Annotated in this window: 27 protein-coding genes and 2 pseudogenes; 9 read left to right on the plus strand and 20 right to left on the minus strand. The window is 58.7% G+C overall.

Features of this window, described 5'->3' with window-relative positions:
• Positions 1-66 precede the first annotated feature (66 nt).
• Positions 67-336, plus strand: a pseudogene (locus tag CKW18_RS24625) (LysR substrate-binding domain-containing protein); the annotation flags it as partial.
• Positions 336-545 (plus strand): annotated as a pseudogene (locus CKW18_RS31175) (hypothetical protein); the annotation flags it as partial. The pseudogenes CKW18_RS24625 and CKW18_RS31175, both read left to right, overlap by 1 nt.
• 16 nt (positions 546-561) lie before the next feature.
• On the opposite strand, the gene CKW18_RS24635 reads toward CKW18_RS31175, so the two are convergent.
• Both CKW18_RS24635 and CKW18_RS24640 read right to left on the minus strand, forming a co-directional pair.
• Positions 562-1,119 carry a hypothetical protein gene (locus CKW18_RS24635; RefSeq protein WP_095191172.1) on the minus strand — a complete coding sequence of 186 codons (558 nt, stop codon included), beginning with the start codon at positions 1,117-1,119 and terminating at the stop codon, positions 562-564.
• A 5-nt stretch (positions 1,120-1,124) separates the two neighbouring features.
• On the minus strand, positions 1,125-1,706 hold the full coding sequence (locus CKW18_RS24640) for a ComF family protein (protein ID WP_095191173.1): 582 nt from the start codon (positions 1,704-1,706) through the stop codon (positions 1,125-1,127).
• Positions 1,707-2,053: 347 nt separating this feature from the next.
• Here CKW18_RS24640 and CKW18_RS24645 point away from each other — a divergent pair, with 347 nt between their 5' ends.
• Positions 2,054-2,566, plus strand: a complete 513-nt coding sequence (locus CKW18_RS24645) for a Bro-N domain-containing protein (protein WP_095191174.1) — start codon at positions 2,054-2,056, stop codon at positions 2,564-2,566.
• 50 nt (positions 2,567-2,616) lie between these two features.
• Here the strand turns inward: CKW18_RS24645 and CKW18_RS24650 are convergent, their stop codons facing one another.
• Complete coding sequence (locus CKW18_RS24650) at positions 2,617-2,802, minus strand: hypothetical protein (RefSeq protein WP_053117475.1); 186 nt, start codon at positions 2,800-2,802, stop codon at positions 2,617-2,619.
• Positions 2,803-3,205: 403 nt separating this feature from the next.
• Here CKW18_RS24650 and CKW18_RS24655 point away from each other — a divergent pair, with 403 nt between their 5' ends.
• The gene (locus tag CKW18_RS24655; RefSeq protein ID WP_095191175.1) at positions 3,206-4,834 is read left to right on the plus strand and encodes a glucan biosynthesis protein D; all 1,629 of its coding nucleotides are present in this window, start codon (positions 3,206-3,208) and stop codon (positions 4,832-4,834) included.
• 208 nt (positions 4,835-5,042) lie between these two features.
• On the opposite strand, the gene CKW18_RS24660 is transcribed toward CKW18_RS24655, so the two are convergent.
• The 3 genes from CKW18_RS24660 to CKW18_RS24670 form a co-directional block, all read right to left on the minus strand.
• Complete coding sequence (locus CKW18_RS24660) at positions 5,043-6,149, minus strand: NADH:flavin oxidoreductase/NADH oxidase (RefSeq protein WP_095191176.1); 1,107 nt, start codon at positions 6,147-6,149, stop codon at positions 5,043-5,045.
• A 267-nt stretch (positions 6,150-6,416) separates the two neighbouring features.
• On the minus strand, positions 6,417-8,126 hold the full coding sequence (gene recJ, locus CKW18_RS24665; RefSeq protein WP_095191177.1) for a single-stranded-DNA-specific exonuclease RecJ: 1,710 nt from the start codon (positions 8,124-8,126) through the stop codon (positions 6,417-6,419).
• Positions 8,127-8,180: 54 nt separating this feature from the next.
• Positions 8,181-8,723, minus strand: coding sequence for a YaeQ family protein (locus CKW18_RS24670; protein ID WP_007908961.1), 543 nt, complete (start codon positions 8,721-8,723; stop codon positions 8,181-8,183).
• A 146-nt stretch (positions 8,724-8,869) separates the two neighbouring features.
• Between CKW18_RS24670 and CKW18_RS24675 the strand changes: the two genes are divergently transcribed.
• Together CKW18_RS24675 and CKW18_RS24680 are read left to right on the plus strand one after the other, a co-directional pair.
• Positions 8,870-10,069, plus strand: coding sequence for a CaiB/BaiF CoA-transferase family protein (locus CKW18_RS24675; protein WP_095191178.1), 1,200 nt, complete (start codon positions 8,870-8,872; stop codon positions 10,067-10,069).
• Entirely contained in the window at positions 10,017-10,754 is a 738-nt protein-coding gene (locus CKW18_RS24680; RefSeq protein ID WP_256587096.1) for a TIGR02285 family protein, read from the plus strand. Before CKW18_RS24675 ends, CKW18_RS24680 begins: the two co-directional genes overlap by 53 nt.
• Positions 10,755-10,931: 177 nt before the next feature.
• On the opposite strand, the gene CKW18_RS24685 is transcribed toward CKW18_RS24680, so the two are convergent.
• The 7 genes from CKW18_RS24685 to xerD all read right to left on the minus strand — a co-directional run bounded on the left by CKW18_RS24685 (position 10,932) and on the right by xerD (position 18,192).
• On the minus strand, positions 10,932-11,213 hold the full coding sequence (locus CKW18_RS24685; RefSeq protein WP_095191180.1) for a DUF3509 domain-containing protein: 282 nt from the start codon (positions 11,211-11,213) through the stop codon (positions 10,932-10,934).
• Positions 11,214-11,377: 164 nt separating this feature from the next.
• Entirely contained in the window at positions 11,378-11,785 is a 408-nt protein-coding gene (locus tag CKW18_RS24690; RefSeq protein WP_095191181.1) for a response regulator, read from the minus strand.
• A gap of 117 nt (positions 11,786-11,902) precedes the next feature.
• On the minus strand, positions 11,903-13,276 hold the full coding sequence (locus CKW18_RS24695; protein ID WP_095191182.1) for a transporter substrate-binding domain-containing protein: 1,374 nt from the start codon (positions 13,274-13,276) through the stop codon (positions 11,903-11,905).
• Between the two features lie 120 nt (positions 13,277-13,396).
• The gene (thrC, locus tag CKW18_RS24700; RefSeq protein WP_095191183.1) at positions 13,397-14,806 is read right to left on the minus strand and encodes a threonine synthase; all 1,410 of its coding nucleotides are present in this window, start codon (positions 14,804-14,806) and stop codon (positions 13,397-13,399) included.
• 66 nt (positions 14,807-14,872) lie between these two features.
• Positions 14,873-16,177 (minus strand): homoserine dehydrogenase, encoded by a 1,305-nt coding sequence (locus CKW18_RS24705; RefSeq protein ID WP_007908972.1) that lies wholly within the window; start codon positions 16,175-16,177, stop codon positions 14,873-14,875.
• A gap of 131 nt (positions 16,178-16,308) precedes the next feature.
• Entirely contained in the window at positions 16,309-17,040 is a 732-nt protein-coding gene (dsbC, locus tag CKW18_RS24710) for a bifunctional protein-disulfide isomerase/oxidoreductase DsbC (RefSeq protein WP_095191184.1), read from the minus strand.
• A gap of 255 nt (positions 17,041-17,295) precedes the next feature.
• Complete coding sequence (gene xerD, locus CKW18_RS24715) at positions 17,296-18,192, minus strand: site-specific tyrosine recombinase XerD (RefSeq protein ID WP_095191185.1); 897 nt, start codon at positions 18,190-18,192, stop codon at positions 17,296-17,298.
• Between the two features lie 108 nt (positions 18,193-18,300).
• Here xerD and CKW18_RS24720 point away from each other — a divergent pair, with 108 nt between their 5' ends.
• Complete coding sequence (locus tag CKW18_RS24720; protein WP_095191186.1) at positions 18,301-20,109, plus strand: sodium:proton antiporter; 1,809 nt, start codon at positions 18,301-18,303, stop codon at positions 20,107-20,109.
• A gap of 118 nt (positions 20,110-20,227) precedes the next feature.
• Here the strand turns inward: CKW18_RS24720 and CKW18_RS24725 are convergent, their stop codons facing one another.
• The 6 genes from CKW18_RS24725 to ffh all read right to left on the minus strand — a co-directional run bounded on the left by CKW18_RS24725 (position 20,228) and on the right by ffh (position 24,520).
• Positions 20,228-20,641, minus strand: coding sequence for an acyl-CoA thioesterase (locus CKW18_RS24725; RefSeq protein ID WP_025112190.1), 414 nt, complete (start codon positions 20,639-20,641; stop codon positions 20,228-20,230).
• A 148-nt stretch (positions 20,642-20,789) separates the two neighbouring features.
• Positions 20,790-21,140 carry a 50S ribosomal protein L19 gene (gene rplS, locus CKW18_RS24730; RefSeq protein WP_003175895.1) on the minus strand — a complete coding sequence of 117 codons (351 nt, stop codon included), beginning with the start codon at positions 21,138-21,140 and terminating at the stop codon, positions 20,790-20,792.
• Between the two features lie 45 nt (positions 21,141-21,185).
• Complete coding sequence (gene trmD, locus CKW18_RS24735) at positions 21,186-21,938, minus strand: tRNA (guanosine(37)-N1)-methyltransferase TrmD (protein ID WP_095191187.1); 753 nt, start codon at positions 21,936-21,938, stop codon at positions 21,186-21,188.
• Positions 21,939-21,940: 2 nt separating this feature from the next.
• Entirely contained in the window at positions 21,941-22,477 is a 537-nt protein-coding gene (gene rimM / locus CKW18_RS24740; protein ID WP_095191188.1) for a ribosome maturation factor RimM, read from the minus strand.
• A 5-nt stretch (positions 22,478-22,482) separates the two neighbouring features.
• Positions 22,483-22,734, minus strand: a complete 252-nt coding sequence (gene rpsP, locus CKW18_RS24745; protein ID WP_016986371.1) for a 30S ribosomal protein S16 — start codon at positions 22,732-22,734, stop codon at positions 22,483-22,485.
• Positions 22,735-23,143: 409 nt separating this feature from the next.
• On the minus strand, positions 23,144-24,520 hold the full coding sequence (gene ffh, locus CKW18_RS24755; protein ID WP_008081630.1) for a signal recognition particle protein: 1,377 nt from the start codon (positions 24,518-24,520) through the stop codon (positions 23,144-23,146).
• A 210-nt stretch (positions 24,521-24,730) separates the two neighbouring features.
• Here ffh and CKW18_RS24760 point away from each other — a divergent pair, with 210 nt between their 5' ends.
• Together CKW18_RS24760 and CKW18_RS24765 are read left to right on the plus strand one after the other, a co-directional pair.
• Entirely contained in the window at positions 24,731-25,543 is an 813-nt protein-coding gene (locus CKW18_RS24760) for an inner membrane protein YpjD (RefSeq protein WP_095191190.1), read from the plus strand.
• Between the two features lie 12 nt (positions 25,544-25,555).
• Positions 25,556-26,797, plus strand: coding sequence for a transporter associated domain-containing protein (locus CKW18_RS24765; RefSeq protein WP_095191191.1), 1,242 nt, complete (start codon positions 25,556-25,558; stop codon positions 26,795-26,797).
• On the opposite strand, the gene CKW18_RS30815 is transcribed toward CKW18_RS24765, so the two are convergent.
• On the minus strand, positions 26,739-26,962 hold a 224-nt coding region (locus tag CKW18_RS30815; RefSeq protein WP_218274355.1), incomplete at its 5' end, for a hypothetical protein. The two genes, CKW18_RS24765 and CKW18_RS30815, sit on opposite strands and share 59 nt — an antisense overlap.

Raw genomic sequence — 26,962 nt, forward strand, 5'->3', positions numbered from 1 at the left:
AAGTGCCCCTGTCGGACCTGCGAGTGTGCTTCCAGATGTTGCTCAGGACGCGCAGGCCCTTCGCAAAAACGGCCTGACATCAAACATTTGCTGGTCAGCGGCGAGATCGATGTCGGCATGTCGATCCTCTCCAATCTCGAAGACCGCCACGTCTTACAGACCGAAGAGCTGAGCCACTCGCCCCACCGTTTATGGCTGTCGGCCCAGCATCCACTGCTTCAGTACGACAGCATCAATCTCGCCAGCATCGCCCGTGAACCGTTGACTCAGCTCAACGTCGATGAAATGGATCGCAACGCTCGGCGTCTGTGGCGCGGCGCCGCGCCGCAACCGAAGTCATCAACAGGGCCTGGCCACGTAGGTCGGATGCGGCGTGGTACGTGAACTATGCGATGGTGTTGAGCACGGCTCATCGTGATTGGTTTGGGGCTGGTTTATACGCGGATTGGCAAGTCTTATGACCATGGTAAGGGCCGGCTGGGGATGCGTGGAAGGTGAGTCGCCAAGAGCCTGTGATCCCGGCACTGACAGGTGCAGGGCTTTAGGAAAGCCAAGAAAACGTCAAAAAGAAAGCTCTGCCTGATCGTGCTTCAACAAGGAAATACGATCGAACAGTTTGATTTTTTCGTTGGCTTTTTGCCTGGCGTGATCGGACATGAATGCAATCAATTCTTCGAGCTGACTGACGTCTCCGACCACTTTGAATTCCTTTTCCTTGTTGACGAAAACAAGCGACTTCTTCTTTCTCGACAACAGTTCTATGACGTTGCTGAGCGTACCGGTGCTCTTTGCATCCCAGATCATCAAGCCGTAGTCAGCTGCTTCGGCCATGACGACGTCTTTCTCGGTGAAGAAAGCTCTCGACCCTTTGGAATGTTTGGATTCCACTGTTCTGGCGGGCCACTGCCCAAGGTTATTGCGCGGCGTTGAACCACTGCAGAACACCGTGGTTCTGGATCGTTCGAGGCTCAACAGGTACTCCTGAATGGAGGTGTCGGCGCCACCTGCATCACCCACTACCACCTCAAAATCAGACGCAACAATATTATTGATACGCTCTTTGACCTTCGGATCAAGGTTCTTGATGTTGATAGAGCCGGCAATAAATACAGTTGTCATTGAGTTCACTTCCAAGTCAGCGCTGCTACGTAAATCTTCCCCACCTTCGGATATTTACGCAAAACAGCGCAAGCCGCGTCCATCGACGCCCCACTATCAAACAAATCATCTACAACCAAAACATTCCAGCGACCATCCGTGGTGATTTCATCATTGACGCTGAAACTGTCTCCAATCGCGGCAACCTTATCTGCTTTGGAATGCAAATCCTTGAGCGACTTTCCTGTCGCCGCTTTCCGAAGCAAATCCGAGAAAACCGGCAGCCCAGTAATTTTCCCCAACGCCAAGGCCACCTCAGTTACCGGTTGTCGCTGACGAATACTTGAAGCAGGCATAGGCACTACAAAACCTACCTGATCCAATTTCGGGAACACATTTGTTGCTACCGCTTGGGCGAGTGGGCCGACCTGAGTCCAATCCTTCTGGTATTTGAGCTGGTAGGTCGCCTCGCCTATCTCAGTGCGCTGATTATCGAAGCATGGATGACCGCGATCATCGTTGCCAAGAAAGGTACTACTTACCATATGTTTGTCCAGCACCCAGCCTTGATCCCAAGGGCCGTTGATCTGCTTGAGTGACACCTTCATTGAATTCTCCTTTATTCATAACAATCCTTTGAACCCTGAAAACAAGGGCCGAGCATCTGCAGCGATGCGCAAGATTTAGATAAATAACGGAAAAAACACTGGTTAGGAGCGGACTCGCTGGCATCCATGCAAAAACAGGCATTTCCTACAGAAACGACCCTCAGAGATAAATCCTCTTTCCTACAGAAGGTGTCGATAGAGCCGACTTGGCGTCGTAGGTTGCTAGCCGATAGGCTTTCTCTCGGCGGCGAAATCAGCGGCCCGGTGTCGGAGCCGGAATAAATATCAACACGGCGTGACCGCACTCATTTGAGTGGCGGCTCTATTCTCAAAATTGGAGTCGACAAATGCCTAACCACGTACAAATTCCTTCTGAAAGCTCCGCTTTCTTCACCCCCACCGTCTTCACCCGCCACAACCGCTTCCTCCACGCCTTCATGCAAGACCACGAAGCCTGGTTCTGTGTTCAGGATATCGGTCGCTTGATGGGCTATCCGCTAAACGAACGCCTCACCCTGAAACTCGATCCCGACCAGCGTCGCCATGTCCTCCTGCGTCGGGACGGCGAAATCATCGATTGCGCGATGGTCAGCGAGTCCGGCCTGTTCGCCCTGCTCGTCCATCACTTCGTCCCGGAAAACCGGCACCTGCGCCAATGGCTGAGCCATGAAGTCATCCCGATGCTGCGCGAAACCCATTCAAGCCCAATGGAAAACCATCCGAGCCTGAGTTCGATGCATTGGGCAGGCGTCACCGTGCCGCTGCTGCACTGGCAACAGCAGGCGTGGGTCAAATGGCGGGATGTGCCGGAGTTGATGCACGGCCAGCGGCCGTATCCAGTACTGGGAACGTGTAGCTGATCCAAATAAAAAATGGGCGGACTTCTCAGTCCGCCCCTTTTTATCTTCTCTTAAAACCGCGAAACACTCCGCATCGCATCCACCAGATAGCGCATCGCGATCCGGTCACTTTCCGAAAGCTCGCGATAGCGCTCCACCAGTTTCAGTTCCTCCGAGTTCAGCCGACGCCTTCTGCGCCCGCTACCCAAGCAAGGAAAGATGCCCAACATGTCGGTGATGCCTTGTATTTTTGCCATGGACGATGTCCTTCTCTAGTACCGCAAAGAATTGCCTAAACACCACATCGCCCTGCCCCTTACAGCAGCGCCTTGTGCCCTGCCGGCCAAATGGGTCGCGCCGGTCATGCCCATAGAATAGAAATAAATTCGGCGCTGAAAAGCAGTTTTTAGAGTAATTAGTCGAGAAAAGCAGATATGCCATGTAAATCAGACGGGCCTGTCAGATTTTTAACCGACATGTCTTGTTTCATTGACACCCTGTCGCACTGAATCAACGAATTTTGCATTGCGAGCGAACGGTTTAAGCTAGCGGGCATCTGTTAATAGTCCGTAGCGTTTGGCCGAAGGCTTGTCCGAACCGTAATTTCTGATCCAGCACGTGCCAGGAACGGCGCGGGATTGTCCACGACAGGTTGTATTTATGCACCGCAGGAATTTGCTCAAAGCGTCCATGGCCATTGCGGCTTACACCGGTCTTTCGGCCACTGGCCTGCTGGCCAGCCGTGCCTGGGCGGCCAGTGGCGGCGCCGCTGATGGCGAGGCGCAGGCCTTCGATTTCGAGGCGCTGAAGCGTCAGGCCAAGCAATTGGCCGGTAGTGGCTATCAGGACACCAAACAGGTGCTGCCGCCGACACTGGCGACCATGACCCCGCAAAACTTCAACGCTATTCGCTATGACGGCGAGCATTCGTTGTGGAAAGAAAATAAGGGTCAATTGGATGTGCAGTTCTTCCACGTCGGCATGGGTTTCCGTCAGCCGGTGCGCATGTACAGCGTCGATGCCAAGACCCGTACCGCCCGTGAGGTGCATTTCCGCCCGGCGCTGTTCAACTATGAGAACACTTCGGTCGATACCCAACAGCTCAAGGGCGATCTGGGTTTTGCCGGGTTCAAGTTGTTCAAGGCCCCGGAACTGGATCGTCACGACGTTTTGTCGTTCCTCGGCGCCAGCTATTTCCGTGCGGTAGACGCCACTGGCCAATATGGCCTCTCGGCGCGCGGTCTGGCGATCGACACTTACGCGAAGAAACGTGAAGAGTTCCCTGACTTCACCAAGTTCTGGTTCGAGACGCCGGACAAGAACGCCACGCGGTTTGTGGTATACGCCCTGCTCGACTCGCCGAGTGCCACCGGCGCGTATCGCTTCGACATCGATTGCCAGGCCGAGCGCGTGGTGATGGAAGTCGATGCGCACATCAATGCGCGCACGGCCATCGAACAACTGGGCATCTCGCCGATGACCAGCATGTTCAGCTGCGGCACCCACGAGCGCCGCATGTGCGACACCATTCACCCGCAGATCCACGACTCGGACCGTCTGGCGATGTGGCGCGGCAATGGCGAGTGGATCTGCCGTCCGCTGAACAATCCGGCGACCCTGCAATTCAACGCCTTCGCCGATACCGATCCGAAAGGCTTTGGTCTGGTGCAGACCGACCACGAATTCGCCAACTATCAGGACACCGTCGACTGGTACAGCAAACGCCCGAGCCTGTGGGTAGAACCTACAACCACGTGGGGCGAAGGCTCTATCGATCTGCTGGAAATTCCTACAACCGGCGAGACCCTCGACAACATCGTGGCGTTCTGGACACCGAAAAAACCGGTGGCTGCCGGGGATTCGCTGAATTACGGCTACAAGCTTTACTGGAGCGCCTTGCCACCAGTCGGCACACCACTGGCGCGCGTGCATGCAACACGCTCCGGCATGGGCGGCTTCACCGAAGGCTGGGCGCCGGGCGAGCATTACCCGCCGGTGTGGGCACGTCGCTTTGCCGTGGACTTCACCGGCGGCGGCCTGGATCGCCTGCCGCAGGGAACCGGCATCGAACCGGTGGTGACCTGCTCGAACGGCAAAGTGCAGGACTTCAGCGTGCTGGTGCTGGATGACATCAAGGGTTACCGGATCCTGTTCGATTGGTATCCGACCAGTGATAGCGTCGAACCGGTGGAGTTGCGGTTGTTCATTCGCACCAATGACCGCACGTTGAGTGAGACCTGGTTGTACCAGTACTTCCCGCCGGCGCCGGACAAGCGTAAGTATCCTTGAGACTTCTCTAGCGTTTGGGCGGGCCTCTTCGCGAGCAGGCTCGCTCCCACAGTTGATCTAGGTCGACCGCAAAAGTCATGACCGGCATTGAACCAATGTGGGAGCGAGCCTGCTCGCGAAGGCGGGCCAGGCAAAACAATATTCAGCAGACAAAAAAACCAAGCCCCGACCATCACTGGCCGGGGCTTTTTGTTTTCTGGCAGTTCACTCAGTCACGCAGATCAGACTCATGAATCGGCTGATCACGATGGGTCGCGCGCTGATATTGCGCCGGCCATACGGCTTTGCGCCCACCCAGATCATCGTCGGCGTGCAGCGGCCAGTACGGATCACGCAGCAGTTCACGGGCGAGGAAGATGATGTCGGCCTGACAAGTGCGCAGGATGTGCTCGGCCTGCGCCGGCTCGGTAATCATTCCCACAGTGCCGGTGGCGATGCCTGACTCCTTGCGTACGCGTTCGGCGAAGCGTGTCTGATAGCCCGGCCCAACGGGAATCTCCGCGTTGGCCGCGGTGCCGCCCGAGGAGACGTCGATCAGGTCCGCACCGAGTGTGTGCAGACGACGCGCCAGTTCGACGGTTTCATCCGGGTTCCAGCCGTCCTCAACCCAGTCGGTAGCCGAAACACGGACAAACACCGGTAACTCCTCCGGCCAGACAGCGCGGACGGCCTCAGTGACTTGCAGCACCAGACGAATACGATTTTCAAACGAACCACCGTACTGATCCCGCCGTTGATTGCTCAGCGGCGAGAGAAACTGATGCAGCAGATAACCATGCGCCGCATGCACCTCAACCACACTGAAGCCCGCCGTCAGCGCACGTTTCGCGGCATCGACAAAGGCCTGTATGACGTCGGCAATCTGCCCCTCATCAAGCGGTTTCGGCTGTGTGTGTTGCGGGTCAAAGGCAATCGGTGACGGCCCGACCGGTGTCCAGCCGCCATCATCCGGTTTGACGCTGCCATGCTTGCCGATCCACGGCCGATGGGTACTGGCCTTGCGCCCGGCGTGCGCCAGTTGAATACCGGCGACTGCGCCTTGGGCGGTGATGAAACGGGTGATGCGTTGCAACGGTTCGATCTGTTCGTCGTTCCACAAACCAAGGTCTTCGGCGGTGATCCGCCCGTCGGCCGTAACGGCCGTGGCTTCGGTGAATATCAGCCCCGCACCGCCCACCGCACGACTGCCGAGGTGAACCAGATGCCAGTCGTTGGCCAGGCCGTCGACGCTGGAGTACTGGCACATGGGCGATACGGCAATGCGGTTGGGCAGGGTCAGTTGGCGCAGAGTAAAGGGTTCAAGCAGCAGACTCATGGGGCACCTCTCGAATCAGTGGGCAGGCTCCAGGGTTCTGTTTGAAAAGTCGACGAGTGACAGGAAAAGGTACGGCACCCGCCCCCGCGGGCAAAAAAATCGACAAGACGTCACAAGGCCAATCAAGCAGTGCTTAGAGCCTAGTCGACAACCGGGGATGAGGGAGGGTTCAGAGTAATTCTGTGTGTGAAAGTCCGCCTTCGCGAGCAGGCTCGCTCCCACAAGGACAACACCGTACCTGCGGGAGTGAGCCTGCTCGCGAAGGGGTCAGCGCGGTTCGATGTGGGCAATCATCAGTTGCACGGTCTCGTTGCCACGAAACTCGTTGACGTCGAGCTTGTAAGCCAGCTCGACCCACTTGATGGTCGGATTCGGCCAGATATCACGGTCGATACCGAACGCAATGCCATCGAGCTTCACCGAACCGCATTCGCTTTTCAGCACGACTTTGAGGTGACGTTCACCGACCACCCGCTGCTCGACCAACTGGAACACACCATGGAACAGCGGCTCCGGGAAGTGCTGCCCCCACGGCCCGGCGTGACGCAGGGCGCGGGCCAGTTCGAGATGGAACTCTTCCACGGCGAGGGTGCCGTCCGACAGCATGCGCCCGGTGAGGTCTTCTTCGCGAAGTTGCCTACGCACTTCAGCGTCGAATGCTTCAGCGAAAAGAGGAAAATTCTCCTGCCGCAAGGTCAAACCGGCCGCCATCGCGTGGCCGCCGTACTTGCTGATCAGCTCCGGATGCTGCGCCGCCACCACGCTCAAAGCATCGCGAATATGGAAACCCTGCACCGAGCGTCCCGAACCTTTGAGCAGACCGTCGCCAGCGTCGGCGAAGGCGATGGTCGGACGGAAATAACGCTCTTTCATCCGCGAGGCGAGGATGCCGATGACGCCCTGGTGCCACTCCGGATCGAACAGGCACAACCCAAACGGCATCGACTCGACCGGCAAGTCCTTGAGCTGCGCCAGCGCTTCACGCTGCATGCCTTGCTCGATGGATTTGCGATCCTGGTTCATGCCGTCCAGTTGCGCGGCCATTTCCCGAGCCAGGTTGGCGTCGGCGGTGAGCAGGCATTCGATGCCCAGGCTCATGTCATCCAGACGCCCGGCGGCGTTCAGGCGTGGGCCGACGATAAACCCCAGATCCGTTGAAGTGATGCGAGCAGCGTCCCGCTTGGCCACTTCGAGGATCGCCTTGATTCCCGGCCGCGCACGCCCGGCACGAATTCGCTCAAGGCCTTGGTGCACCAGAATCCGGTTGTTGGCGTCCAGCGGCACCACGTCCGCGACGCTGCCCAGCGCCACCAGATCGAGCAGTTCACCGATGTTCGGCTGTGGGCTGTTCTCGTACCAGCCAAGGCTGCGCAGGCGCGCGCGCAAGGCCATCAACACATAGAAAATCACCCCGACCCCGGCCAGCGCCTTGCTCGGAAACTCACAGCCCGGCTGATTCGGGTTGACCAATGCGTCGGCCTGCGGCAATTCATCGCCAGGCAAGTGGTGGTCAGTGATCAGGACTTTGAGTCCATGACGTTTGGCGGCGGCCACCCCTTCGACACTGGAAATGCCATTGTCGACGGTGATCAGCAACTGCGGCTCGCGGGTCATGGCGACTTCGACGATTTCCGGGGTCAGGCCGTAGCCGTATTCGAAACGGTTCGGCACCAGATAATCGACATGCGCCGCGCCCAACAAGCGCAGACCGAGCATGCCGACCGTACTGGCGGTGGCACCGTCCGCGTCGAAGTCACCGACGATGAGGATGCGCTGGCGTTGTTCCAGCGCCGTCACCAGCAGATCCACCGCCGCCTCTATGCCCTTGAGCTGCTGGAACGGAATCAACCGAGCCAGGCTCTTGTCCAGTTCTGCCTCCGACTGCACGCCCCGCGCCGCGTACAAGCGGGTCAGTAGCGGCGGCAGATCGCCGAGGAATGGCAGAGTGGCAGGCAGTTGGCGAGGTTCGATGCGCATGAGGTGACGGAGACTTCTCTTGAATACGTAGGATTAATCAGCGGTGGCGCGAGATCAGCCGCGCTCGCCTTGCAGCCATTGCAACTGGACTTCGTGCTGACCACGGTCGTCGGTGACGAAGATCGTCCCTTCGCTGATCATCACGTCCCACTTGATGACGCGGGGCATGTCCTTGGCCAGGGTTTCCAGCACTTCTTGCGGGACAGCGGCGATGTTGACGTTTTTCAGGTTCTTGATCGCCGGGATCACTTTGGTTTCCCAAACACGCAGGCTGCCGTAGGCCAGCAGGCTGGTGCGCTCGGTGCGGCGCGAGCACCAGGTCAGGCGATCGGCGTCCGGCTGGCCGACTTCGATCCAGTGCAGAACACGGTCGTCCAGGCTCTTTTCCCACAGCGCAGGTTCGTCCACGTCCGACAGACCACGGCCAAACGACAACTGCTCGTTGTACCAGAGTGCGTAGGCCAGCAGCCGCACGGTCATGCGCTCTTCGGTCTCCGAAGGGTGACGGGCGATGGTCTGCTTGACGCTCTCGTAGACGCTGCGGTCGAGGTCGGTGAGGTTCAGTTCGAATTTATAGGTAGTGGACGGCTGGGCCATGAACGGGCTTCTTGATACGAGGAAAGTCGGCAAGTCTAACCGATGCGGTAGGCAATCATCGAATTGATGGCGATCAACTTCGGGCGCCTGACAGCCGGCTATGTTAAAACGCTGTATCCGCTCAACCTTGTCCTACAGGATTCAGTATGCCGTTCGCCAACAAACCGCTCAGCGGCGTGAAAGTCATTGAATTGGGTACGTTGATTGCCGGGCCGTTTGCCTCGCGTATTTGCGGCGAGTTCGGCGCTGAAGTGATCAAGATCGAATCGCCGGACGGCGGCGATCCCCTGCGCAAATGGCGCAAGTTATACGAAGGCACCTCGTTGTGGTGGTTCGTTCAGGCGCGCAACAAGAAGTCGCTGACGCTGAACCTCAAACATCCCGATGGCCTGGCGATCCTGAAAAAGCTCCTTGCCGAAGCCGACATCCTGATCGAGAACTTCCGCCCTGGTGTTCTGGAAAAACTCGGCCTGAGCTGGGAAACCCTGCACGCCTTGAACCCGAAACTGGTGATGGTGCGCCTGTCCGGTTTCGGCCAGACCGGGCCGATGAAGGATCAGCCAGGTTTTGGCGCCGTCGGCGAATCCATGGGCGGCTTGCGCTACATCACCGGTTTCGAGGATCGGCCGCCGGTGCGCACCGGGATTTCCATCGGCGATTCGATTGCCGCGCTGTGGGGCGTGATCGGCGCGTTGATGGCGCTGCGGCACCGCGAGGTCAACGGCGGCTTGGGCCAAGTGGTCGATGTGGCGCTGTATGAAGCGATCTTCGCCATGATGGAAAGCATGGTGCCGGAGTTCGACGTGTTCGGGTTTATCCGCGAACGCACCGGCAACATCATGCCCGGCATCACGCCCTCCTCGATCCATACCAGCGCCGACGGCAAGCATGTGCAGATCGGCGCCAATGGCGATGCCATTTTCAAACGTTTCATGTTGGTGATCGGCCGCGAGGATCTGGCCAATGACCCGACGCTGGCCAGCAACGACGGGCGCGACAGTCGCCGTGACGAGTTGTATGGCGTGATCGATCGCTGGGTCAATTCGCTGCCGTTGCAAAGCGTGCTCGACCTGCTCAATCAGGCCGACGTCCCGGTCAGCCGGATCTTCAGCGCCGAGGACATGTTCAGCGACCCGCAATACCTGGCGCGCGAGATGTTCCTGCACGCCAAGCTGCCGGACGGCAAGCCCTTCAAGATGCCAGGCATCGTGCCGAAACTCTCTGAGACACCCGGCACATCCGAATGGGTCGGACCGCAGTTGGGTGAACACAATGCGCAGGTACTCCACGATCTTGGCTACGACGAACAGCAGATCGCCCGCCTGCGCGAAGACGGAGCCATTTGAACTGAAAAGCCAGCAGACTTCGGCCGCCAACCGCGCCCGGGGCACACAGATGCTTCACGAAGCTTCGTTCACCTGCGACCCGTCGTTAATCTGGAGCAAGGAACGGGCGCAATGGATCGCGTTCTCCATCCCCGCCTTCCGGGCTGTCAGCAATGGTCTGGTAGTGCGCCAGCAAGACCGTGAGGTGCTGGCGCCGTTTCTGGTGGACGGTGAAGTCGATCTGGCAGCGTTTTTAGCCGATGGCAAGGACAAGGTCGGCGTCATCGCGAAGCGCAGTTACGGTGAGCTGGTCGACAATCTGCTGCGCCAGGCACCACAAGACGCGCTGACAGCGCATTACGGCAATGACGCCCTTAACAGCCTTTTGTCGATGCAACGCCTGGGACGCTTACAGGTGGTTTTGGGCTATTGGCCGGAAATCCGCTATCAGGCCCAACTGGCGCAAATTGCCGAAGACGAGCTGCTGTTTTATCCGATTCGCGGCAACGGTAAATACTTGTCGGGCTACATCGGATGCTCCGATACCACCCAGGGTCGCCAGGCGATCACCGAGATCAATCAACTGCTGCGTACCCTGCCCCACGATGAATTAAACCGGCGCTATGCCGACTGGCTGGACCCCGACAGACGTGCCGATTACCTCGAACAGGCCCGGGCGTTCTTCGAACAGCAGGCGGCGCAATGAGTAAATTGCGGACAAAAGAAACCCCGAGAAGTGGGGAGACGACTCGGGGTTAAACGTGGCCCGTAAAAAAGACCAGTAGCAGCAAGCGACAAGCACCGGAGCACAATGCATGATCCTGCTGTTACGGGGTCTGACTGACAGGGATGCAGGAAGGTTCCCACAAAAAATATTTCATTTTCAGAGCGCCGGACGCTTGTCCAGTCCTGCATTGCGCAAGGCCGCGAGGACACACGGCTGCAGCCGCCCTTCGGCAATCAGGACGTCGCGGTGCAAGCCATCGACCACATCGGTCAACTGACGATTGTCGGTCAACTGTGCCTGGTTGAACTCGCGCTCCACTACAATCGCGCCGATGCTGTTCTTCAAGGTCACCAGGCATTCGCCGTGGGCACCGCTTGGAGACAACGAAACCTGATACGGGCTCAGAGCCTCACCGAGCAATAGACTGATACTTTCCATCTCGATCTCCACTCAATAGTGCGAAAACATTGTGCCTGGGCGTGTTCACAATAAATGACCACCGGCCCGAGAAGAAAGTTCTGTATACCGGCCGCAGGCACCGCAGTGTCACCGGTCTGTCAGATCATGCCGGGCGAAGATGACAGAAAAACAATCAGCCTTTCTCATACACGAACGGGCTGCTGGGTGGCCGTCAGGTAAGTGTCGAGCAGGCCCCTCAGCAATACCGCCGAGACAGGGGAGTGCAAGCGCCCCAAGAGCTTCAGCCCATGCTCATGCAACTGCTCATCCAGATCCGTCAGCAGGCTGTGGGCCACCGCGCCGAGCAGGATGACCGCGCGCGCCTCGCTTCGAGACGTCAGGTGCCGAATCAACGCCAGACCATCACCGCCCTTGAGCTGCGGATCGCAGATCGCAATATCAACCGTACCGCGATGTTCCAGCGAACACACCGCCGAGGCCAGGGATGGCGCAGTCAATACATCGTAGATACCGATGGCGTTGAGCATCTGGTGCAACGCCATCAACTGGAACGGATTATGCTCAAGGATCAGGACTTTTAGCGAGCGCATGGGCGACCTCTGCAACGACAATCGCGGCCTCTGACCGCAGTGACTGTCCACTCTAGGTCAGTGATCCTCAGCCTCCCATCGGAAAAGTAGCCGCGTCTTATAGGACATTTCCGATCCTCACTGCAGACATCGACACCCGCCCTCCGTCCGTCGCTGAGTGATGTCCGTCCAGCCGCCCAGCAAGCCGCGCAATTTGCCATCGGCACTGTAGAACGGCACGGTCCATTGATAAATGTCCCTGGGGCCGTTCTTGAACAGCAGTTGCCGCTTGCTGAAACGTGTCTTGCGGGTCTGCAACTGCGCCAGAAACTCATCGTGCAGCATCATTGCCGTCGCCTCGGGCAGCGCATCAACCTCAACAATGCGCCGCCCCTGCACCTGATCCAGGCGTACCGAAAGCGCTTCTTCGTAGCTACGGTTACACGTAATCAAACGGCCTTCGAGATCGCGCACAAACATCGGGTCGGGCATGGCGTCGATCAGCGCATGCTGAAAGGCCAACTCATCGCTCAAGGACTGTTCGGCCTCACGACGCTGCTTGATGACCACCGTCAGGCGGCGATTCCACACCAGCGAAAGCAGGCCGAACACGCCCACAATGCCCATCACCCAGCAACCAGGTTCGGTCAATCGCTGCCAGATCGATGGTTCTGGGGCCAGCGCGACGCCGTCCAGCCATTTCAGGCGGATGGCCCGCAGATCTGCCGGGGAAAACGCGCTCAGCGCCTTGTTCAGAATGCTCAGCAGCTCCGGCTGGCCTTTACGCACGGCCAGATGATCGGCTTCCCACTTGCCTTCCAGCACCTCGCCGACCTTGAGCAGACCCGACGGATACAACTGCGCGCCGATCTCGTTTTCAATGGTCGCGTGGGCCTCGCCGCTTTCGACCAGTGCCCGGGCCTCGGCATACGTCTTGACCAGACGCAATTGGATGGCCGGATGATCGCGGCGAATCACCTCCTCCAACGCATGCCTGGCGGGCAGCACCAACACCCGTTTGGCCAACTGATCCAGCGAGTTCAATGCCGGATCGCCCGCACGACCGACGAACACCCAGCCGGCGCCACCAAAGGCATGACTGAAATCGAGGAACGTTTTGCGTTTTTCGGTCATGGCCAGCGTCGTACTCAGATCCGCTGCGCCGCTTTCCAGGCGTTCCAGCATCTGGTCAGTGGAAAACGACTCTTCATGGACAAAACGCAGACCGGTCATGGCGCTGATGCGTTGCAGCACATCATTGTTCAAACCGTTCCAGCGGCCATGCTCGTCCTGGAACAGGTACAACGGGTATTGCACCGACGCGACGATGACTCGCGGGTTGTCGCGGATCCACTGTCGTTCCCGGGCATCCAGTGCAACCGGATCGATGTTCGCTGGCCTGACGCTGTCATGCCGCGCCAGCTGCGCGGCGCCGCTGCTGGATACGCCTGCCAGAAGACCTAAAAAAAACATCCAGTTCAAGACTGGTTTAAATCCTTTCTCAAACAGCATTGCCACTTCCTTCGTGATCGGTTCACCCGTCCTTCATGGGTGAAAACCCGAGCAGTGTGGCAGCACAAACAAAAAAGCCCGTCAGGAGACGGGCTTCAAAATGTGACAGCTTTTACAGGCTTAAAGCGGCTTGCCGCGGTTGCCATGCTGACTGACAAAGGCCTGCACGGCTTTCAGCTCGTTTGGCAGAACGGTGCAGCGCTCGTTTCGCTCAAACAAATCAGAAAGATGTGTAGGCAGTTCGAGAGCTTTTCCTACACCGGCTTTTTCCACCGCGTCGGGGAATTTGACCGGATGAGCAGTCCCCAGGATCACCATCGGGATGTCCAGGCTGCGACGGCATTCACGCGCGGCCTTAACACCGATAGCGGTGTGCGGATCCAGTAACTCGCCGCACTGCTCGTAAACTTCGGCGATGGTTTCGCAAGTTTGCGCATCATCCACGGCCAGCGAGTCGAACAGTTTGCGTGCTTCGGTCCAGCGCTCTTGCTCGACGCTGAAGCCGCCGCCCTGCTTGAACGAGTCCATCAAGCCGGCAATGGCGGCACCGTTGCGACCGTGCAGGTCGAACAGCAGTCGTTCGAAGTTCGACGAAACCATGATGTCCATCGACGGCGACAGCGTCGCGTGCAGGGTTTCCTTGACGTACTGATTGCCGCTCATGAAGCGGTGCAGGATGTCGTTGCGGTTGGTGGCGACGATCAACTGGTTGATCGGCAGGCCCATGTTGCGCGCCAGGTAACCGGCGAAGATGTCGCCGAAGTTGCCGGTCGGCACCGAGAACGACACCGAACGCGCCGGGCCGCCCAATTGCAGGGCTGCGTGGAAGTAGTAAACGATCTGGGCCATGATCCGCGCCCAGTTGATCGAGTTCACCGCCACCAGACGGGTGCCTTTGAGGAAACTCTGGTCGGCGAAGCTCGCCTTGACCATTTCCTGGCAGTCATCGAAGTTGCCTTCGATGGCAATGTTGTGGATGTTCTCGCCGACAATCGTGGTCATCTGGCGACGCTGCACTTCCGACACACGGTTGTGCGGGTGCAGGATGAAGATGTCGACGTTTTCGCAGTGCTTGCAGCCTTCGATGGCCGCCGAACCGGTATCACCGGAAGTTGCACCGACGATCACCACGCGCTCGCCGCGTTTTTCCAGCACGTAGTCGAGCAGACGACCGAGCAGTTGCAAGGCAAAGTCCTTGAACGCCAGCGTCGGGCCGTGGAACAGCTCCAACACCCACTCGTTGCCGTTCAACTGACGCAACGGCGCCACGGCGCTGTGCGAGAACACGCCGTAGGTTTCCTCAAGGATCTTTTTGAAATCGGCATCGGGAATGCTGCCGGTGACGAACGGACGCATCACGCGGAAAGCCAGCTCGTGATACGGCAGGCCGGCCCAGGAAGCGATCTCTTCCTGAGTGAAACGTGGCAACACTTCCGGGACGTACAGACCGCCGTCGGTGGCAAGACCGGCCAGCAGGACGTCTTCGAAATTCAGGGCCGGTGCCTGGCCGCGGGTACTGATGTAACGCATGACTGACTCCAATGGAGAGTGTTCGCAATGCCGGGCCCGCGCACGGGCCCGGTAAACGATTGCTGCTTAGTTCAGGTGCTCGACGCGGATGCGCACAACCGGACCGTTCACACCTGCCAGCGCTTCGAGGGCGGCGATTGCGTCGTTGATGCGCTGTTCCACCACGCGGTGGGTCAGCAGGATCATCGGCACCAGACCGTCGTGTTCCTCGACTTCCTTCTGCATGATCGACTCGATGTTGATACCGCGCTCCGAGAGGATGCTCGCCACCTGAGCGAGTACGCCCGGATGGTCCTTGGCCTGGATGCGCAGATAGTAGGCGCTTTCGCAGGCTTCGATCGGCAGGATCGGATGGGCCGACAGCGAGTCCGGCTGGAAGGCCAGATGCGGCACGCGGTTTTCCGGGTCGGAGGTCATGGCGCGAACCACGTCCACCAGATCGGCGATCACCGACGAGGCGGTCGGCTCCATGCCGGCGCCAGCGCCATAGAACAGGGTCGAACCGGCAGCGTCGCCGTTGACCATCACCGCGTTCATCACGCCGTTGACGTTGGCGATCAGGCGATCGGCCGGGATCAGCGTCGGGTGTACGCGCAACTCGATGCCGGCGGCAGTGCTGCGCGCCACGCCGAGGTGCTTGATGCGATAGCCCAGCGCTTCGGCATAATTGACGTCAGCGGTGGTCAGCTTGGTGATGCCTTCGGTGTAAGCCTTGTCGAATTGCAGCGGAATGCCGAACGCGATGGAGGCCAGAATCGTCAGCTTGTGCGCCGCGTCGATGCCTTCGACGTCGAAGGTCGGATCGGCTTCGGCGTAGCCCAACGCTTGCGCTTCGGCCAGCACGTCTTCGAAGGTGCGACCCTTCTCGCGCATTTCGGTGAGGATGAAGTTGCCGGTGCCGTTGATGATCCCGGCGACCCAGTTGATGCGGTTGGCGGACAGGCCTTCACGGATCGCCTTGATCACCGGAATGCCACCGGCAACAGCTGCTTCAAACGCCACGATCACGCCTTTCTCGCGTGCCTTGGCGAAGATTTCATTACCGTGAACGGCAATCAGAGCCTTGTTCGCGGTGACCACATGCTTGCCATTCTCGATGGCCTTGAGTACCAGCTCGCGGGCAACGGTGTAGCCGCCCATCAGCTCTATGACGATGTCGATCTCAGGGTTCGTGGCCACTTCGAAGACATCGTTGGTAATCGCAATACCGGTCGTCTGGAACTGAGGCTTTGGCGTGCGCATGGCAATTTGTGCCACTTCGATCCCACGCCCGGCACGACGAGCAATTTCCTCGGCGTTGCGCTGAAGTACGTTGAAGGTACCGCCACCGACGGTCCCTAACCCACAGATGCCTACTTTGACCGGATTCACTGTGAACTCCCCATAAAACGGCCGACTCAGGGTCGGCCGGAAAACAACCGCGTGCTCGCGGCTCTCTATTAATGGCCCGGCGATGCTGCTGCCGGACCATGATCGTCAAAGGCTGACCGTGACGATGCGAATTACTTGGCGCCCAGCGCCAGTTTGGCGACTTGTGGCGCAGGCTGGTAGCCCGGAATGACTTGTCCGTCAGCCAAAACGATGGCCGGTGTACCATTTACACCAATCGACTGACCGAGGGCGAATTGTTTCGAAACCGGGTTCGCGCACTTGGCGGCCTTGATTTCCTTGCCATCGACCATTTTGTCCATGGCTGCTTTCTTGTCTTTCGAGCACCACACGGCTTGAAGCTGCTCGTCGCCCGGCGAGCCGAGGCCCTGGCGCGGGAACGCAACGTAGCGCACTTCGATGCCGCGCTTGTTCAGCTCAGGCACTTCGGCGTGCAGCTTGTGGCAGTACGGGCAGGTGGTGTCGGTAAACACGGTGATGTGCGATTTGGTTTCGCCGATGGCCGGGTAAACCACGGTTTCTGCAACCGGAATGGCATTGATCAGTTTTGAGATGCCCACGCGCTCGGCTTTCTCGGTCAGGTTGACCGGTTTGCCGTCCTTGAGCTGGAACAGATAGCCCTGAACGATGTACTGGCCATCGGCGCTGGCGTACAGCACACGGCTGCCCTTGAGCTTGACTTCGTACATGCCTGGCAGCGGGCTGGCATTGATGCTTTCTACCGGAACCTCGAGTTCGAGTTTTTCCAGGCTTTGACGAATCGCTTTGTCGGCCGCGTCATCGGCGACGGCAAAGGTACTGACCAACGCAATGGCTGCGGCGGCGAAAATCTGGGTCAGACGCATGAGAACTCCTGAAGGCGGACAAATGGATCGATCAGAACGCCCGTGCCGGAACACCGGGTCATAACCGTCCATCGTGCAAACCGGCAAAGCCTAACACATAAGGCCACGGTGGCCGAATGCGCCTGTCGACACACTTTCAGGACTGCACAGATCCTTGTGGGAGCGCGCCTGCTCGCGAAAGTGGTGTGTCAGCTAAATGAACGCTGACTGACACTCCCTCTTCGCGAGCAGGCTCGCTCCCACAGGAATTTTTGTTCAACCTCTTGGGTGATGTTTGGCGTGCAGGTCCTGCAGTCGGGCGCGGGCAACGTGGGTATAGATCTGCGTGGTCGACAGGTCGCTGTGCCCGAGCAACATCTGCACCACGCGCAAATCCGCGCCATGGTTGAGCAAATGCGTGGCAAACGCATGACGCAAGGTGTGCGGTGACAGCGACTTGCCGATCCCCGCAACCTTGGCCTGATGCTTGATCCGGTGCCAGAAGGTCTGGCGGGTCATCTGCTCGCCGCGCTGGCTGGGGAACAGCACATCGCTGGGGCGGCCACCGAGCAACTCGCCACGACCATCGCGCATGTAGCGTTCGATCCAGACAATCGCCTCCTCCCCCATCGGCACCAGACGCTCCTTGCTGCCCTTGCCCATCACCCGCAAGACGCCCTGGCGCAGGTTGACCTGCTCCAGTGTCAGGCTGACCAGTTCTGTCACGCGCAAACCACAGGCATACAACACTTCCAGCATGGCGCGGTCTCGCTGACCGATGGCTTCGCTCAGGTCCGGCGCTTTGAGCAACGCCTCGACGTCGGCTTCCGACAGCGATTTGGGTAATGGCCTACCCAATTGCGGCATGTCAACGCGTAACGTCGGGTCAACGCTGATCAACTTTTCCCGCAGCAGATAGCGATAAAAGCCACGCACCCCGGAAAGAAATCTCGCGGTAGAACGTGGCTTGTAGTTCTGTTCCAGACGCCAGGCCAGGTGATCGAGAATCAGCTCACGACCGGCGTTGATCAGCTCGAGGTTCTTCTCCTGCAACCAGCCGTTGAACAGCGCCAGATCGCTGCGATAGGCATCACGGGTGTTATCGGACAGGCCCTTCTCCAGCCATAGCGCGTCGAGAAACTGGTCTATCAGTGGATGATCGATGGCAGGCATGGGCGCTCAAGACACGCAACCTCAAGGATTGCGCGCAAATGTGAAGTGAACTGTAGGAATGGCCGCTAGTCTTTCATAGCCCGCTATTTCAAGGAACAGGGAGCAGCAATGAACGAGCAGCAAATTTTATTGGCATTTGGCGGGATTGGTGTTGTGGCGCTGGGCTGCCAATGGCTGGCCTGGCGCCTGAAGCTGCCGGCGATTCTGTTCCTGTTGCTGACCGGGATTCTCGCGGGCCCGGTGCTGGGCTGGCTTGATCCGCAGGAAATGTTCGGGCCGTTGCTGATGCCGCTGGTGTCACTGGCGGTGGCATTGATTCTGTTTGAGGGCAGCCTGACCTTGCACTTGTCGGAGTGGAAGGAGATCGGCAGCGTCGTGCATCGACTGGTGACCATTGGCGCAATTTCAACTTGGGTCGTCATCGCGGTCGCCACGCATTTCCTGCTCGGTTTCGACTGGATGCTGGCGATTCTGTTTGGCAGCCTGACGCTGGTCACCGGGCCGACGGTGATTGTGCCGATGCTGCGCGTGGTACGGCCGAAAGCCTCGATTGCCAACATTCTGCGCTGGGAAGGCATCGTCATCGACCCGATTGGCGCCTTGCTCGCCGTGGTCGTCTACAGCTTTATCATCGCCAGCGGCGAAGGTCAGGGTCTCAAGCAGAGCCTGCTCACCTTCGGCGGAGTGATTGTGTGCGGTGCGGCGTTCGGGATCGTCGGTGGCTGGTTGCTCGGCACGGTTATCCGCCGACAATGGCTACCGGAGTATCTGCACAACCTCGCCTCACTGGCGGCGGTGCTGGGGATTTTCATTGCCTCCAACCAGGTGATGCACGAGTCCGGGCTGCTGGCGGTGACGTTGATGGGCATGTGGCTGGCCAACATGAAAGGCGTGGATGTGCGGCACATTCTGCACTTCAAGGAAAACCTCAGCGTGTTGCTGATTTCCGGGCTGTTTATTCTGTTGGCGGCGCGGCTGGACTTGAACGCTTTGATCGGTCTGGGGCCGCTGGTGCTGATTCTGCTGCTGGTGATTCAACTGATCGCCCGCCCACTGAACGTACTGCTGAGTACCGCCGGTTCCAGCCTGAGCTGGCGCGAACGTGCCCTGCTGTGCTGGATCGCACCACGCGGGATCGTCGCGGCGGCAGTGTCGGCGATTTTCGCCATTCGACTGGATGAAGCCGGGCATGAAGGCGCGCTGCTGCTGGTGCCGCTGACCTTTGCGGTGATCATCGGCACCGTGGTGCTGCAAAGCGCTACCGCACGACCGCTGGCACGCCTGCTCAACGTCGCGGAGCCAGCGCCGAGTGGCTTCCTGATCGTGGGAGCCAATGGTCCGGCGCGGGAGCTTGGCAAGTCGTTGCAGCAACTGGGCAGTCGGGTGCTGCTGACGGATTCAAGCTGGGAAAATATCCGTGCTTCGCGCATGGAAGGCTTGCCGACCTACTTTGGCAACCCGGCTTCACAGCATGCCGACGCCCATCTGGACCTGGTCGGGCTGGGGCACCTGCTGGCGCTGTCGCCGTCAGGCGAACTGAATACGTTGGCAGCCATGCGCTTTCGTCATGATTTCGGCCATCAACGCTTGTTCGGGCTGGCGAGTGGCCAGGAAAGCCGTCGCAGCGACAAACATCGTGCGAGCCTTGAGCATCGTGGCAATCAGTTGGGCAGTGAGGCTCTCACTTACGCGAAACTGGCCAGTCGGCTGAGTCAGGGTGCCGAGTTGTACAGCACGACACTGACGGATGGGTTTGGCTGGGATGATTACCGCGCGCTGCATGGTAATCGAGCAACGCTGCTGTTCATGCGCGATGACAGTGGCTGGGTGCATGTGGTGACGCCGGAGACTACGGTGAAGCCGGGATCCGGGTGGACAGTGCTGGCTCTGATTCAGCCTGAGATCAGCGGCGCCTGACCTGACGTCTTCGCGAGCAGGCTCGCTCCCACAGGTTGTGTGCCGGACATGAATTTTGTGTTTACCCTGATCACTGTGGGAGCGAGCCTGCTCGCGAATGACGCGACTCAGTTCTGGATCAGGCAGCAAACCCTGGCAGCACCGGCACCGGTCGCTTGTCATCGTCGATGGCGACAAAGCTGAACTGCCCATGTATCGCCTTCTCACGCCCATCGCAACTCATGCTTTCAACAAACACTTCCACCTCGACCTTGAGGCTGGTGTTGCCGACCTTGATCACTCGCCCGACCAGTTCGACGATGGAACCGGCCGGGATCGCGTGATTGAAGTCGATGCGGTCGGTGGACACGGTCACCAGCGGCAAACGGCAAAAACGTGTGGCGGTGATGAACGACACTTCGTCCATCCACGCCAGCGCAGTGCCGCCGAACAGGGTGTTGTGGTGGTTGGTGGTCGGCGGGAAGACGGCTTTGGTCACGCGGGTTACCGAGAGTTCGGTGCGGCGTTCGATTTCCTGATCGCGGATAGACATGTGAGATGACTCGTAAAAAGTAGACTGCAAATCGAAAACAAGATCAAAAGATCGCAGCCTTCGGCAGCTCCTACAGGATGGGGGCAGTTTATTGCGGACAACAAAAAAGCAGCCCGTAGGCTGCTTTTTTCTGCATCGGAAGCTGGACTTAAGCCAGTTTTTCCTTGATGCGAGCTGCTTTACCCGACAGGTCGCGCAGGTAGTACAGCTTGGCTTTACGTACGTCACCGCGACGTTTAACGGCCATGCTGTCGATTTGCGGGCTGTAGGTCTGGAAAGTACGCTCTACGCCAACACCGTTGGAGATTTTACGAACAGTGAAAGCACTGTTCACACCACGGTTACGCTTGGCAATTACCACGCCTTCGAACGCTTGCAGACGCGAACGGTCGCCTTCCTTCACTTTCACCTGAACGACAATGGTGTCGCCCGGGGCAAAGGTAGGGATCTCTTTGGTCATCTGCTCTGCTTCGAGTGCAAGGATGATTTTGTTGGTCATGCTGTGCTCCTAAGGTAAGTCGTCGGACCTACCATCGATACGTTGTTAACTATCGTCCCGCGCGAGGATGTATTCCTCGAGCAGCTTCTTCTCTTCTCCAGAAAGCGAGCGGCTTTCCAGAAGATCGGCGCGTCGTTCATAGGTCCGCCCGAGGGACTGCTGTAAACGCCAACGCCGGATGTGTGCGTGATTGCCACTTAGCAATACGTCGGGAACACGCTGATCCGCATACACCTCCGGTCGGGTGTAGTGCGGGCAATCCAGCAAACCATCCGTGAAGGAATCTTCCTCCGCGGAGTCCGCATGCCCTAAAGCTCCAGGCAGCAGTCGTGTAACCGCATCGATCAGGACCATCGCCGGCAGCTCGCCGCCAGACAGGACATAGTCCCCAATCGACCACTCTTCATCGACATGAGCATCAATAAACCGCTCGTCAATGCCTTCATAGCGACCGGCAATCAGGATCAATGCATCCGATTGTGCCAACTCGCGTACCGCCGACTGAGTCAGTTGACGGCCTTGGGGGGACAGGTAAATCACCTTCGCCGCCTCCCCGGCTGCTGCCTTGGCCTGAACCAGAGCATCTTCCAGGGGCTTGATCTTCATCACCATGCCCGGACCACCGCCAAACGGGCGATCGTCCACAGTGTGATGCCGATCCGTCGTGTAGTTCCGCGGATTCCAACAGGTCAGCTGCAAGAGCCCCTGTTTGACCGCACGACTGGTGATGCCGTAGTCGCCAATGGCGGAAAACATCTCGGGAAACAAACTGATCACTTCTACGCGCAAATTAGCCACGTTTAGAAGTCCGCGTCCCAATCCACCTTCATCTCGCCCGCTGCGAGGTCGACTGCCAACACGCATTGCTCCGTATAGGGCAACAGGCGTTCGCGATCATCCAGGCTGCCAGCGCAAGGCTTGACTACCATTACATCATTGGCGCCGGTTTCCAGAAGATGATCGATTTTCCCGAGCAATTGCCCCAGTTGATCGATGACCTTCAGACCTTCCAGCTGGTACCAGTAGTACTCGCCTTCGGTCAATTCAGCGAACAGGTTGCGTGGCACGCAGATCTCGTAACCGGCCAGAAGACGAGCTTCTTCACGATCATCAAGACCCTTGAGCTTTGCGACCAGGAACTTATCGCTCCCGCGTCCACTGACCAGCTCGACCTGTTTGACATTGCCTTCGCGCTTGAGCGTCCAGGTTTTGTACTGCAACAGGTTTTCAGTCGGATCAGTAAAGGAATAAACCTTCACTTCGCCGCGAACGCCGTGAACAGAATAAATTTTGCCAATAACGATCAAATCATCGGCAACAGCAGGCGTCGCGTTCATATTGCTCAGGCCGCAGCCTTGGCAGATTCCTTCAACAACTGAGCAACGCGCTCAGAAGGTTGTGCACCAACGCTCAGCCAGTAGGCAACGCGCTCTTGGTTCACGGACAGACGGGTTTCCTGACCACGGGCAACAGGGTTGAAGAAACCAACCTGTTCTTTGTGGGAACCGTCACGCGGGTTACGCGAGTCGGTTACGGTCAGGTGGTAAAACGGGCGCTTTTTGGAGCCGCCAAGGGCAAGACGGATTGTTAGCATGTGAACATCGTTCCTGTAGTCGGTGCTGCAAATCTAAATGCACAGCGGGCATGGGTGCCCGAAAGGCCGCATATTCTAAGGAATATCCGGACTTTTGCAAATGACTTTTTCCGGCGCCTATGGCATGCCGTGCAGATTTGCATATAGAGCCGTCGATGAAAACGGCCAGTCAGCTCCCGCCGAGTGCGGGTTTGCTGTTGATCCCGCATCCTTGCGGGGCTTGCGCCGGTGCGACGACCGGCGAGTTCTTGTGTCCCGCCTCACCCATTTCGCTCACTTTTGGCGAGTGGCTGATGCCCTCAAGCAAGGCGCCGCGACGAGTCATAGCCAGCTATGGCGAGGAGCGGCAACGCAGCATGAGGGCATCAGACGCCGCCATAAGTGAGCAGAATGGGTGAGACGGGACACCTTACATTTTCGGCATGCCGCCGCCGGGCAACATACCGCCCATGCCGCGCATCATTTTCGCCATTCCGCCTTTGGCGGTGAATTTCTTCATCATCTTCTGCATCTGCTTGTGCTGCTTGATCAAGCGACCAATGTCCTGCACCTGAGTGCCGGAACCCATGGCGATCCGGCGCTTGCGCGAACCGCTGATCAGCTCAGGGTCGCGGCGCTCGGCCGGGGTCATGGAGTTGATGATGGCTTCCATCTGCTTGAATTGCTTCTCTGCGGCGTTCTGGGCATTGCCCATTTGCGACAGGTTGACGCCGCCGATGCTCGGCAGTTTGTCCATGAGCCCGCCAAGGCCGCCCATGTTCTTCATCTGTTGCAGCTGATCGCGGAAGTCTTCGAGATCGAAGCCTTTGCCCTTCTTCAGCTTTTTGGCCAGTTTGTCGGCCTTGTCTTTGTCGAGCGTAGCTTCAGCCTGTTCGATCAGGCTGAGCACATCGCCCATGCCGAGAATCCGCGAAGCGATACGCTCAGGGTGGAACGGATCGAGCGCTTCGCTCTTCTCGCCCATACCGATGAACTTGATCGGCTTGCCAGTGATCGCGCGCACCGACAGCGCGGCACCGCCACGGGCATCGCCGTCGACCTTGGTCAGGATCACACCGGTCAACGGCAGTGCATCGCCGAACGCCTTGGCCGTGTTGGCGGCGTCCTGACCGGTCATGGCGTCGACCACGAACAGGGTTTCGACCGGGTTGATCGCGGCGTGCAGCGCCTTGATCTCGCCCATCATCTCTTCGTCGATGTGCAGACGACCGGCGGTATCGACGATGACCACGTCGATGAATTTCAGTTTGGCTTCTTTAATAGCCGCGGTGGCGATGTCGACCGGCTTCTGGCTCAGGTCGGACGGGAAGAACGTCACGCCGATGTCGTTGGCGAGGGTTTCCAGCTGTTTAATAGCAGCAGGACGATAGACGTCCGCCGACACAACCATGACCGACTTCTTCTTGCGCTCTTTAAGGAAGCGCGCGAGTTTGCCGGCAGTGGTGGTTTTACCCGCACCCTGCAGACCGGCCATCAGAATGACGGCGGGCGGCACAGCGCTCAGGTTCAAGTCTTCGTTGGCCGCGCCCATCAGGCTTTCGAGTTCGGCCTGGACGATTTTCACGAACGCCTGGCCCGGCGTCAGGCTGCGCGACACCTCGGTGCCGACAGCGCGCTCCTTGACCGAATTGACGAAGTCCTTGACCACCGGCAGGGCGACGTCGGCTTCGAGCAACGCCATGCGCACTTCGCGCAGGGTGTCTTTGATATTGTCTTCGGTCAGCTTCGCCTTGCCGGTGACATGGCGCAGCGTCTGCGAGAGACGGTCGGTTAAGTTTTCAAACATTGCGCGATCCTTTCAGGCCCTGTGTAGACCGGGATAATGGCGGCCCAGACCGGAATCAACATGTGCTCGGCGAGCCTGCGGCGTGGGCAGGTCGCGGATTATAGCGAAGACTGCGTCTGGCGGACACCTCGCTGTCAGCTTGACGAGTCTTTCGTGTCATGGCGGTTCTATGCCAAACTCAGCCCCTTTCGGGCTTGCCTAACAGGATTTATGCTCCCCTTGTCACCCAGTTTGCTGACCACCCTCGCCGCCGCCCTTCTATATGCCGCTGCGACCCTTTATCAGAGCACCCGTCTGGCCACCGGCGCCAAGGCGAACAAGCGCCTGCTGGTTACCCTCGGCATCTTCGCCGTGGTCGCCCACAGTGCCAGCCTGCTCACCCACTTGCTGACGCCGATCGGCCTGGGCCTGGATTTCTTCAGCGCCTCCAGCCTGATTGCCGCGGCGGTCATCGCGCTGACCCTGCTCGCCTGCTCGCGAATCCCGGTGGAGAACCTGCTGGTTCTGCTGTTCCCGCTGGGGGCGATCACCGTGCTGCTGGCGCAGTTCGCGCCGACCGGCACGGTGCAGATCATCGATGAAGAGCCCGGGATCCTCGCCCACATCCTGTTGTCGATCCTTGCCTACGGCATGTTCACCATCGCCGTATTCCAGGCTTTGTTGCTGCTGGTGCAAGACCACCAGCTCAAGCACAAGCACCCGTCCGGGCTGATCAAGAACTTCCCGCCGCTGCAAACCATGGAAAGCCTGCTGTTCGGGTTCCTCTGGGCCGGCTGGACGCTGTTGTCGCTGTCGTTGATCTCCGGCTGGCTGTTCGTCGAGAACCTGTTCGCCCAGCATCTGGTGCACAAGACCTTGCTGGCGTGTCTGGCCTGGATCGTCTTCAGCGTACTGCTGTGGGGCCGTAATCGCCTCGGCTGGCGCGGCCACAAGGCGATTCGCTGGACCCTCGCCGGCTTCTGCCTGCTGATGTTGGCGTATTTCGGCAGCAAACTGGTTCGTGAATACATTCTGCACATCTGACGGGCGGCATAAATGGACGGTTTGCCCATAGGGCCGATGCTCGCGGTTTTTGTCCTGCTGATTTTATGGTCGGGGCTGTTTACCGCCGTCGAAATCGCGCAGCAGCATCTGCTCGCGCAACGCACGGCCTCGCGCGCCAGCGACAAGCCGCTGGCGAAGCTGAGCTTCCCGCTCGACAGTCTGATTCTGTGCAATACCCTGTGCCGCGCGCTCGCGGTGGTGATTGCCACGCTGCTGGCGATTTTCCTCTGCGAAGAAAACGGCCCCTGGGCCGCATGCCTGGGGGCCGGCGCAATACTGCTGGTCTTCGCCGATTACTTTCCGCGCACCCTCGCCCAGCGTTATCCCGACGCCGTGCTGGTTTTCGGCAATACCCTGCTGGCCGTGCCGCTGAAAATCATTTATCCATTTGCCTGGTTGTTCAGTCGGCTCAGCGCTTTGCTGATGCGTCCGTTTGCGCGCAAAACCCAGGTGGTGCAGCAAAGCGAAGACGATGTGCCGGCCGATCGTCATGACGACCCCGAACACCCGGCTCGCCTGCACCCGGTGTCCGGCATTCACGCGCTGGACAACATCACCGTCAACGACATTCTGGTCCCGCGCAGTGACGTCGACGGCATCAACCTCGACGACCCGATCGAAGCAATCATCGAACAACTGCGCAACACCAAGCGCACGCGCCTGCCGGTGTTCCACAGCGACATCAATCAGGTCGAAGCGGTGCTCAATACCCGGCAGATCCGTCACCTGCTGAACAATGACAGCCTGACCCGCGTGGCCCTGATGGCGGCCAGTTACGAGCCGTACTTCGTTCCGGAAAGCACGCCACTGCAATTGCAACTGCTCAATTTCCACAAGCAGCAGCGACGCCTGGGCATGGTGGTGGACGAATACGGTGAAGTGCTGGGGATCGTCACCCTGGAAGACATCCTCGAAGAGATCGTCGGCGAATTTGAAAGCGAGCACAGCCTCGATAACCCGCACATCCATCCGCAGCCTGATGGTCGTATGGTGATTGATGGCGCAGCGTCGATTCGTGAATTGAATAAATGCCTGGGTTGGCATTTGCCCAGCGACGGCCCGAAAACCCTCAACGGGTTGGTGACCGAAGCGCTGGAGACCATTCCGGAGAGTGCGGTTTGCTTGAAGATTGGCCGATATCGCCTGGAGATTCTTGAGACTGAAGAGAACCGGGTTAGCAAAGTGCTGATTTGGCATACCTCTTCTGTGCCTGCTTTGGTGCCTGCCCGATAAAAATCAAGAGATCGTCCGAACGCGGCCCGAACCTTCGGCAGCTCTTATCAAACAAAAAATAACGCATTGTTTTTGCTCTAAATTCTATCCAGCCATCACCAACTGCATCCCCAGCTTGCGTGCCTTGCGTTCCAAGGCGCGCAGTTGCCGGCTGCGGCTTTTTTC

The organism is Pseudomonas sp. Irchel 3E19, from assembly GCF_900187585.1.
Taxonomy (GTDB): domain Bacteria; phylum Pseudomonadota; class Gammaproteobacteria; order Pseudomonadales; family Pseudomonadaceae; genus Aquipseudomonas; species Aquipseudomonas baetica.